The organism is Flavobacterium maritimum, from assembly GCF_040049085.1.
GTDB lineage: Bacteria > Bacteroidota > Bacteroidia > Flavobacteriales > Flavobacteriaceae > Flavobacterium > Flavobacterium maritimum.
In genome coordinates, this window is record NZ_JBDLZY010000002.1 from 786,354 (window position 1) to 794,758 (window position 8,405).

Here is an 8,405-nt window from a genome sequence, read left to right on the forward strand (position 1 = left end):
CTTCCTAATTAACCTATCACATAAAGCAAATAAAAATGAAATATTACAGTTTAAACCATAATGCCCCAAAAGTTTCTTTTCAAGAAGCCGTAATACAAGGATTAGCCACTGATAAAGGATTGTATTTTCCTGAAACGATTACCCCTTTAGACAAAGCTTTTTTTGATAGTATCGAAAATCTAAGCAATGAAGAAATTGCTTTTGAAGCGATCAAACAATTTGTAGGTGACGAAATTCCTGCAGACACTTTAAAACAAATCATCGCCGAAACCCTATGTTTTGATTTTCCGGTGGTTGAAGTTGAAAAAGGAATCTATTCTCTTGAGTTATTTCATGGTCCAACGATGGCTTTCAAGGATGTGGGCGCCCGTTTCATGTCTCGTTGTCTGGGATATTTTAATAAAGACAAAAAAGACAATAAAAACACGGTTCTTGTTGCGACTTCCGGAGATACTGGAGGTGCAGTAGCCAGCGGGTTTCTTGGGGTAAATGGAGTTGAAGTGGTTATTTTATATCCATCCGGAAAAGTAAGTGATATTCAGGAAAGACAATTAACGACTTTGGGGCAGAACATTACCGCTCTTGAAGTTGATGGTGTTTTTGATGATTGTCAGGACATGGTAAAGAAAGCGTTCTTGGATGACAGTTTAAAACATAAAAACCTGACATCGGCGAATTCCATTAATATTGCACGTTGGTTGCCACAAATGTTTTATTTCTTCTTTGCATACAAAGCATTAAAGAAACAAAACAAACCATTAGTTTTTTCTTGTCCAAGCGGGAACTTTGGAAATATTTGCGCAGGTATCATTGCAAAAAAAATGGGCTTGCCTGTTGAACATTTTGTGGCAGCTACCAATGTAAATGATACGGTACCAAGATTTTTGGTAAACGGTATTTATGATCCAAAACCTTCTATCGCGACAATTTCGAATGCAATGGATGTTGGGAATCCTAGTAATTTTATCCGAATTCAGGAAATGTACCAAAATGATTTGGAGCAGTTCAAAAAAGATTTTTCTTCTTTTACTTTCACTGATGCAGAAACTATTGCAGCAATGAAAACCATATACAATACCGATGGTTATATTGCAGAACCACACGGAGCAGTTGGATATTTGGGATTGAAAAAAGAATTACAAAATCACCCGAATGCAATTGGTATTTTCTTAGAAACTGCGCACCCAATTAAGTTTTTGGATATGGTAGAACCAACCTTAAACGTGCAATTGCCAATTCCGACCCAAATCGAAAGTGTGTTGAACAAGGAAAAAGTAAGCGTAAAAATTAAAACGTATGAAGAATTGAAATCGTTTTTGGCATAACATTACAGATCCTAACCAAAATACAAGACGACTGAGAAGTGATTTTCAGTCGTTTTTTTATGAAAATTAGTCAGATTATTTTTATTATTAAATTAGCTTTCTGTAAGTAAAATCATTATGTTTGATAATACCTAAGCATCCTATAAAATTAAATCCAGCTTAATTTTGGTGAATTATAACCAGTTAAGGCCAATACCAAAATGAGACGAATAAAAAATAAATAACTTGTAAAATATAATTTTTTACACAAAATTTTCACAACAAAAAAGAATGAATCGGAATTTAAGAAGAAATAAAACATATAAAACTTCAGTAAAAATTCAATAATAACAACCATCAATATTCTAATAAAAAAACCTGTCACTGATAAAAATTAAATTTATGAAGTCTAAATCCATACCAATTTCTGCTTTTTTTCTTATTCTTATTTTAATCCTAGTATCATCTTGCACAAATGAATCAGCTATCGATCCCCCCGCAACTCAGGTCAATAGTTTAGGAGATTGCTCAGGAATTGTAGTGAATGGTTCTTTCCAAAGTACAACAGTTTTAGGGGACAATGAATATATAACCGTAAAAGTAAACGTGGTCAAGATTGGGGATTATCAAATCACGACAAATACAGTTAATGGCTATAGCTTTTCGGCTAGTGGCAATTTCTCGACTTTGGGAATTCAGGAAGTCAAACTAAAAGGTTCGGGAACTCCTGAAATAGTACAAACGGATAAATTTTCAATAAGTTATGGTGGCACCAATTGCCAGTTTAACGTAAACGTATCCGCCAAAACAAATAGCGTAGGGAACAAAATCATTATTTCATGCGGGCAACCACATATGTCTTTTGATTATTATGTTTATGCGGTTAATGGCAGCGGTAATTTACTATGGTCAAAATTGGGTTTTGGGCATACCGTTGCAATTGCCAATGATATCGTTTACCTAAATATCAGCGGAAATTTATGTGCGGTAAACATTAATACCGGAGTCCAAATTTGGTCGAACGAAACTACGCAGGGATACTTCAATGGTTCCGTCACCCTGTCGAACAATATATTATATTGCAGCTCGCACAATGGCAAAATCTATGCTCTAGATGCTTCAAACGGAGAGATAAAATGGTCATTTCAAACAGAAGTGTTTTCGGTTATCAACTCAGTGCCAACGGTAGAAAACAACGTTATATATTTTGGAGCACCAGATAGCCATGCTTATGCCCTTGACCTTTCAGGCAACCTTAAATGGAAATATAAGACTGGTGCAACCGATGTAAGATCTTCACCAGCCATTGCAAATGATAAAGTTTATGTAGGTGCGGACGACGGGAAATTATATGTATTGAATGCTTCAAACGGAACTTTGGTTTGGGATTTTGATGCCGGTATCGCTGGGGAGAATTCACCAACTATATCAAATGACAAGGTATATATTCAAAGTGAAAAAGCTGTGTTTTGTTTAAATGCGGTCAATGGTTCAGAAGTATGGCGTTATACCTTGCCATCAACAATTTCTGATTGGTCAACCCCTACGGAAAACAATAACATATTATATGTTTGCGGTACCAACAATGGATTACAAGCATTTAATGCAACAGACGGTTCGTTGTTATGGAAGAACACCAGTTTCGGTACATCCACAAGGGAATCGCCTACCGTGTTCGATGGTTATGTTTATTTGGCGGCGCCAGGGGGACTTGCTGCAATAAATGCTGCATCGGGAGTGACTTTATGGATTTACGGAAAATTTGATTCCTGGAATGTCTCAAATGTAAAAAGCTTTTATACCTCTCCCGTAGTCTATGACATCGAAACCAAGACAGTGGGATATCCTTCGGACAGTGGAAACAAACAGTAGTTCGTTGCCTCTCCCGAAATCTTTATAATTTATTCTAGAAAAGCAATCGAAATGTATAACCCCATCGCTCTGATATACATAATTTCTTTCGGTTCGATAGCACGGAATTTTTTTTCGTGCCCACGATAAACTACAACAAGACAAAAAAAGCTAGGTTCATAAAAAGACCTAGCTTTTTTTTATACCTTGGCTTAAAATAAAAACCAAAAGACACTGATAGAATAGGATTTAACAATTTGAACAACGAATAGGGAAAATTATGAACACAACAGAACAAACGTCACAGAAGCAATCAAAGTTCAGTATCAAAAACATTTTTGTTCCTGACTACGAACAGTACGAAGGTGTGCGCAGAATCAATATTTATGTAATGCGGCTGTTCTTTGCCTTAATGTTTGTTTTTGTTGCCACGGATTCATGGAAAGTTATTCTTACCCATGAAGGTGCCTGGGACCCTACCAGGGCTGTGGCTTGGTGTACCTGGGCTGCCTACTCAACACTTGCACTTTTAGGTGTATTCCATACGTTGCGAATGTTACCCATTATGCTTTTTATGATTTTCTACAAAGGGCTTTGGCTTATTGTTGTGGCCTATCCTTTATGGTCTGCAGGAACGCTCAAAGGTTCACCTGCCGAAGAAATGGCGTATATGTTCTCGGGAATTATCATACCGATAGTCTTCATGCCTTGGAAATATGTATTTAAAAAATACATATTAATAGAGAGAAAAAGAAATGAATTATATTGATTGATAAAATGATAAGCCATCTTTAAAAATTATACCTATGCCACTAAGTAACTTGGAGAGAATGATTCAGTTGGCAGAAGAAGTTTTTTCTGTTAAAAATGATCCGAACCAGCTCGATGTAAATCCAGCAGTATTAGAACGATTAAAACAGATTCATCCAGCTACTCTATCCGAGTATGATGACGGTAATGGTCCTGTGGCTTGGATTTTACTAATTCCAACCACGCTGGAATTGATGAACCGATTTATTGAAAATAAAATCTCGGAAAAAGAACTCTTCGACCTAACCCCTTTAAATACAAAATATGAGGCACTATACTTATGCTCTGCGCTAGTTTTACAGGAGTATCGCAGAAAAGGAATTGCAAAACGACTTACGATGGAGGCAATTGACAACATTCGAAAAGACCACCCAATAAAAGCATTGTTTGTATGGACATTCAGTAAAGAGGGCGATTTGGGCGCAGCAGAAATTGCGCGTTTAACTTCACTTCCATTATATAAACATATAGAATGAAAATGACAGCCCAAATCGCTCGGATTTAAGTAAAACAAGAGTGTTACATTTTATTAAACTTGAACTTTTGCCCGCCAATCGATGCTTCGTACATAAGTCCACCCTTTTGCATGGTAAACACCATAACACCGTCCGTATACTTGGCATTTGCGGAGGCACCAGCGGTTACGGCTACTGCTGAAGCTTGAGCGGAAAACTCAAATTTACTTTCTTTAAAACGGTCCATTTCCCTTTTTGTTTCAAAAAATATTACCTCACGATACGCTTGCCCGCCTGCTTGGAATCCTATGCTCACCTGCGATAATTTTGCCATGCCTATCAACTGGTTATTTTCGTAAACAGCACCGTTACCAGCTGCTCCGCCAACACCGAGTCCACCCTTACCTACATTAGGAAAGATGACATAACCATATGCTTTTTCAAAAATTGGTTTCATAAGACCATCTGCAGCAATGAAATCAGCCTTTGCTGTATTGCTGTCCGCAATAACTTTAGTCTTTTTAGAGTCTCCTTGTCCGAATATTGGCATTATGTTTACTACACAAGCCAATACTATTACCCAAATAATATTTATTGTTTTCATGCTTTATATATATTAAATTGTTGTAAAAATTCGTTATTCAAAGATAATATAATCTTCTCATATAACAACAAAATAACCTGATTATCAATACAATAAGAATATATTTTTATCAATAAAAAGCATCTTTATATCATAAAAAAAAGAAACGATCAGCTCATTAATTAATCCATACTCGGTTGAAAATCTCAAGCCTCTCCTGTCTGGATAATGCAGAATTTTTTTCGCTCCCAACAACAATACGAGACGAACGCGAACTAGAATGAAATACCGTTTTGTCGCAATTTTTTTTACCTTTGAAAAACACAAAATCAGAACCCAGGAATAAAAATTACCAATGATTACAAAAGCGACATTAGAAGACGTTTCTCCATTAAATAAATTAATAAATTCAGCCTACCGAGGTGAATCTTCAAAAAAAGGATGGACTACAGAGGCTAATTTATTAGAAGGGCTCAGAACCACGAGAGAAGAACTCACGGAAATCATTCAAGACCCAAAAAACACTATACTGAAATTTACCCAGAACAACGAACTTATAGGTTGCGTATTGCTAATTGAAAAAGAGCATCAATTGTATTTAGGAATGCTGACCGTTTCACCCGAGTTACAAAATAGTGGGATTGGTAAAAAATTATTACAACAGGCTGAAATTCACGCTTCAGAATTAGGTTTACCTAAAATTGTAATGACTGTAATATCGGTTCGAGAAGAATTGATTGCATGGTATAAACGCAACGATTATGTTGAAACAGGAAAAAGAGAGCCGTTTCCGGAAAGTGGAGTACATGTTACCATCACGGAACAGCCTTTGGAATTTATTGTTTTAGAAAAAAGAATGGGACGGTTATAGCTGTTCCATAATTGTAGAATTCTTGCTTTTTACAGAAAATATTTACTCCGTTTGACTCGGTTTAACTGATAACCAACTATTCTTCTAGGTCTACTAGCAGCCCACGTAAGGGATTGCGGCGATATTCTTTATTTTTTTACTTTAAAAAAATAAAGATAAAGCCAAAAGCCCGACCCCGAAGTTGCAGATTCTTCAATCAAAAACGAAATTTTCTGCTTTGGGGTTACGCCCACATTATAAAAATTATTCTTGAGTTTATATTCTCACTACAGAACCAATTCTTCCAACAGGCGTTGTGCGGTTTGGTCTAAATCATCACAAAATCCCGAATGCGGTCTTGAGGTTTGGATTGCAGAACTACGAATAGCAGTCAACCAACGAAAACGCTCCGGTATTTCGAATTGCCCGATTGGCCCACCCGATTTTTCGCCATGCGCTACTTTCTCGAAAGCCTGCAAATTTAAATGCAATTGCTCCAAGTCTAAATCGGCAGCAAACAATTGAAGTTTGGTTTCGTTCATCGAGCACAGCACTTTTATAAACTTCGCTTTTTTGCAAAAGAGAATAATACCTACATTGAGGAATTCTTCGCGTTCCACCCTTGGCACAACCCGGATTACGGCATACTCATATAAGTGCTTTTCTTGCATTTTGTGCTTCGTTTATAAAAATTTCGGAATGGTTTAAACGTGTAGTCAAAAACTGGAAATAGACGTTCCGTATTGCTTCGGGAGTTTCATCTGTATCTTCCCAAATTAGCCAGTCCTCCGGAATAAGGTTCACTATGGACTGTAATACTTCAGTCGACAATATTTTTTTGAATAACTCATCTGTTTCTGCTAACAAAGATGCCTGAGGCAATAATACATGATCTTTGATGAGTGCAAAAGGACTTTGGGCATGCTTTTCCCAATTGGTCCACGAATGATGAAAATAAAACGAAGCACCATGGTCGATTAGCCATAATTCTTTGTGCCAAATCAACATATTGGTATTTCTAAAGGTACGATCGACATTGGTAATAAAAGCATCCAACCAAACAATTTGAGAAGCTAATTTTGGGTCAACTACAGTAACCACCGGGTCAAAAGTAATGGCTCCAGATAAAAAGTGTAAAGCTAAATTCAGTCCCTGACTCCCTTGAAGCAAGTCCTGAATTTCCTCATCCCCTTCAGAGCGCCCAAAAGCTTCATCCAGATTAGCAAAAACGAGCTCTGGTAGTTTCAAGTTTAAAACACGTGCAATTTCTCCTCCCAATAATTCGGCAATCAAAGCTTTGACACCATGACCGGCACCTTTAAATTTTAGAACATACTTAAAATCATCATCGGCTTCGGCCAGAGCAGGCAAAGAGCCTCCTTCCCGCAAAGGGGTAATGTATCGCGTAACATTTACGGTTCTAAGATGGGGTATTTTTTCCATAATCGAATTGGATAAAGCTGTTTTGCTTGAGTACAAACTTACAAATAAGTAGGGGGAAATTTTACCTCCAAATGCTATTTACTACAATTTTCCTAAACTCAAAAATGCTTTACCAAGAGTTGCAACAATATCAGAAGCAACAAATGATTGGTAACCAGTTTCGGGTAAGGCAATATCGGCAGTTAAACCGTGGAGATAAACACCTAGTATTGCAGCACTGACTGGATCATAGGACTGAGCTAACAAACTGCTAATCATACCGGTAAGAACATCGCCACTACCGGCAGTGGCTAGAGCAGCGTTTCCCGTAGTGTTTTCGTAGATGATTTCGCCGTCAATAATTCGGGTAGGAGCGCCTTTCACCACTATTATAAGCTGATGCTGCTTCGAAAATGCGATTGCTTTGTTGATTTTATCTTCTTCGGAAATCCATTTTCCGATTAAACGTTCCAATTCCTTAGGATGTGGAGTAATAATCGTTTTGGGTTGCAATAAAGAAAGCCATTCCTTGTTTTGTGATAGAATATTTAAGGCATCTGCATCTATTACCAAAGGAATTGTATTTGTTTTCAAAAAATTATACAGCGCCTGCTGGGTTTGTATTTCCTGATCGATTCCTGGTCCTATTCCGATTGCTTGTGGACTGATCTCAAAAATAATTTCAGAAATATATTTTTCCTGATTGTCGGTCAAAACCATGACTTCAGGAACTGATATTTGAAGAATTTCATAACCACATTTAGGGATGTAAGCGGTTACTAATCCACAACCTGTTTTGAGAGCTGCTTTGGTAGAAAGACAAACCGCTCCAATTTTACCATAACTTCCACCAATAATAATAACATGTCCCTGAATTCCTTTATGGGTGTGTTGATCGATCGGTTTATATCGTTTCAGGACTTCTTTTTGGTCAATATAGATTAGAGAATTCATTCTTTGGCTAATTTTCTAGCTTAAAATTACAAAATAGTAGCTAAAATCGGCTTATAACTCTCTACAGAAACCAAAAAACGTTATAAACGAAAAAACCCTGTTCGTTAGAACAGGGTTTTAGAATCTGAAGATTCAGATTAAAGAAAGGCGACGACATACTCTCCCACATAATTGCA

General features: G+C 37.0%; 9 protein-coding genes. 5 read left to right on the forward strand and 4 right to left on the reverse strand.

Features of this window, described 5'->3' with window-relative positions:
• Positions 1-35: 35 nt before the first annotated feature.
• From thrC to ABEB23_RS07370, 4 genes are all read left to right on the forward strand, one after another.
• Entirely contained in the window at positions 36-1,325 is a 1,290-nt protein-coding gene (gene thrC, locus ABEB23_RS07355; RefSeq protein ID WP_348811864.1) for a threonine synthase, read from the forward strand.
• A 381-nt stretch (positions 1,326-1,706) separates the two neighbouring features.
• A complete protein-coding gene (locus ABEB23_RS07360) occupies positions 1,707-3,176 on the forward strand; it encodes an outer membrane protein assembly factor BamB family protein (RefSeq protein ID WP_348811865.1) in 1,470 nt (489 codons plus the stop codon).
• 259 nt (positions 3,177-3,435) lie between these two features.
• Positions 3,436-3,924, forward strand: coding sequence for a hypothetical protein (locus ABEB23_RS07365; protein WP_348811866.1), 489 nt, complete (start codon positions 3,436-3,438; stop codon positions 3,922-3,924).
• Between the two features lie 37 nt (positions 3,925-3,961).
• The gene (locus tag ABEB23_RS07370) at positions 3,962-4,441 is read left to right on the forward strand and encodes a GNAT family N-acetyltransferase (RefSeq protein ID WP_348811867.1); all 480 of its coding nucleotides are present in this window, start codon (positions 3,962-3,964) and stop codon (positions 4,439-4,441) included.
• A 43-nt stretch (positions 4,442-4,484) separates the two neighbouring features.
• On the opposite strand, the gene ABEB23_RS07375 is transcribed toward ABEB23_RS07370, so the two are convergent.
• On the reverse strand, positions 4,485-5,024 hold the full coding sequence (locus ABEB23_RS07375) for a lipid-binding SYLF domain-containing protein (RefSeq protein WP_348811868.1): 540 nt from the start codon (positions 5,022-5,024) through the stop codon (positions 4,485-4,487).
• A gap of 334 nt (positions 5,025-5,358) precedes the next feature.
• Between ABEB23_RS07375 and ABEB23_RS07380 the strand changes: the two genes are divergently transcribed.
• Positions 5,359-5,874 (forward strand): GNAT family N-acetyltransferase, encoded by a 516-nt coding sequence (locus ABEB23_RS07380; RefSeq protein ID WP_348811870.1) that lies wholly within the window; start codon positions 5,359-5,361, stop codon positions 5,872-5,874.
• Positions 5,875-6,140: 266 nt separating this feature from the next.
• Here the strand turns inward: ABEB23_RS07380 and ABEB23_RS07385 are convergent, their stop codons facing one another.
• From ABEB23_RS07385 to ABEB23_RS07395, 3 genes are all read right to left on the reverse strand, one after another.
• Positions 6,141-6,524 (reverse strand): DUF3037 domain-containing protein, encoded by a 384-nt coding sequence (locus ABEB23_RS07385; RefSeq protein ID WP_348811871.1) that lies wholly within the window; start codon positions 6,522-6,524, stop codon positions 6,141-6,143.
• Positions 6,502-7,296: a HipA family kinase gene (locus ABEB23_RS07390; protein ID WP_348811872.1), complete on the reverse strand. Its 795-nt coding sequence runs from the start codon at positions 7,294-7,296 to the stop codon at positions 6,502-6,504. The genes ABEB23_RS07385 and ABEB23_RS07390 overlap by 23 nt, the downstream gene beginning before the upstream one ends.
• Positions 7,297-7,377: 81 nt before the next feature.
• On the reverse strand, positions 7,378-8,229 hold the full coding sequence (locus ABEB23_RS07395) for an NAD(P)H-hydrate dehydratase (protein WP_348811873.1): 852 nt from the start codon (positions 8,227-8,229) through the stop codon (positions 7,378-7,380).
• Positions 8,230-8,405: the final 176 nt, after the last annotated feature.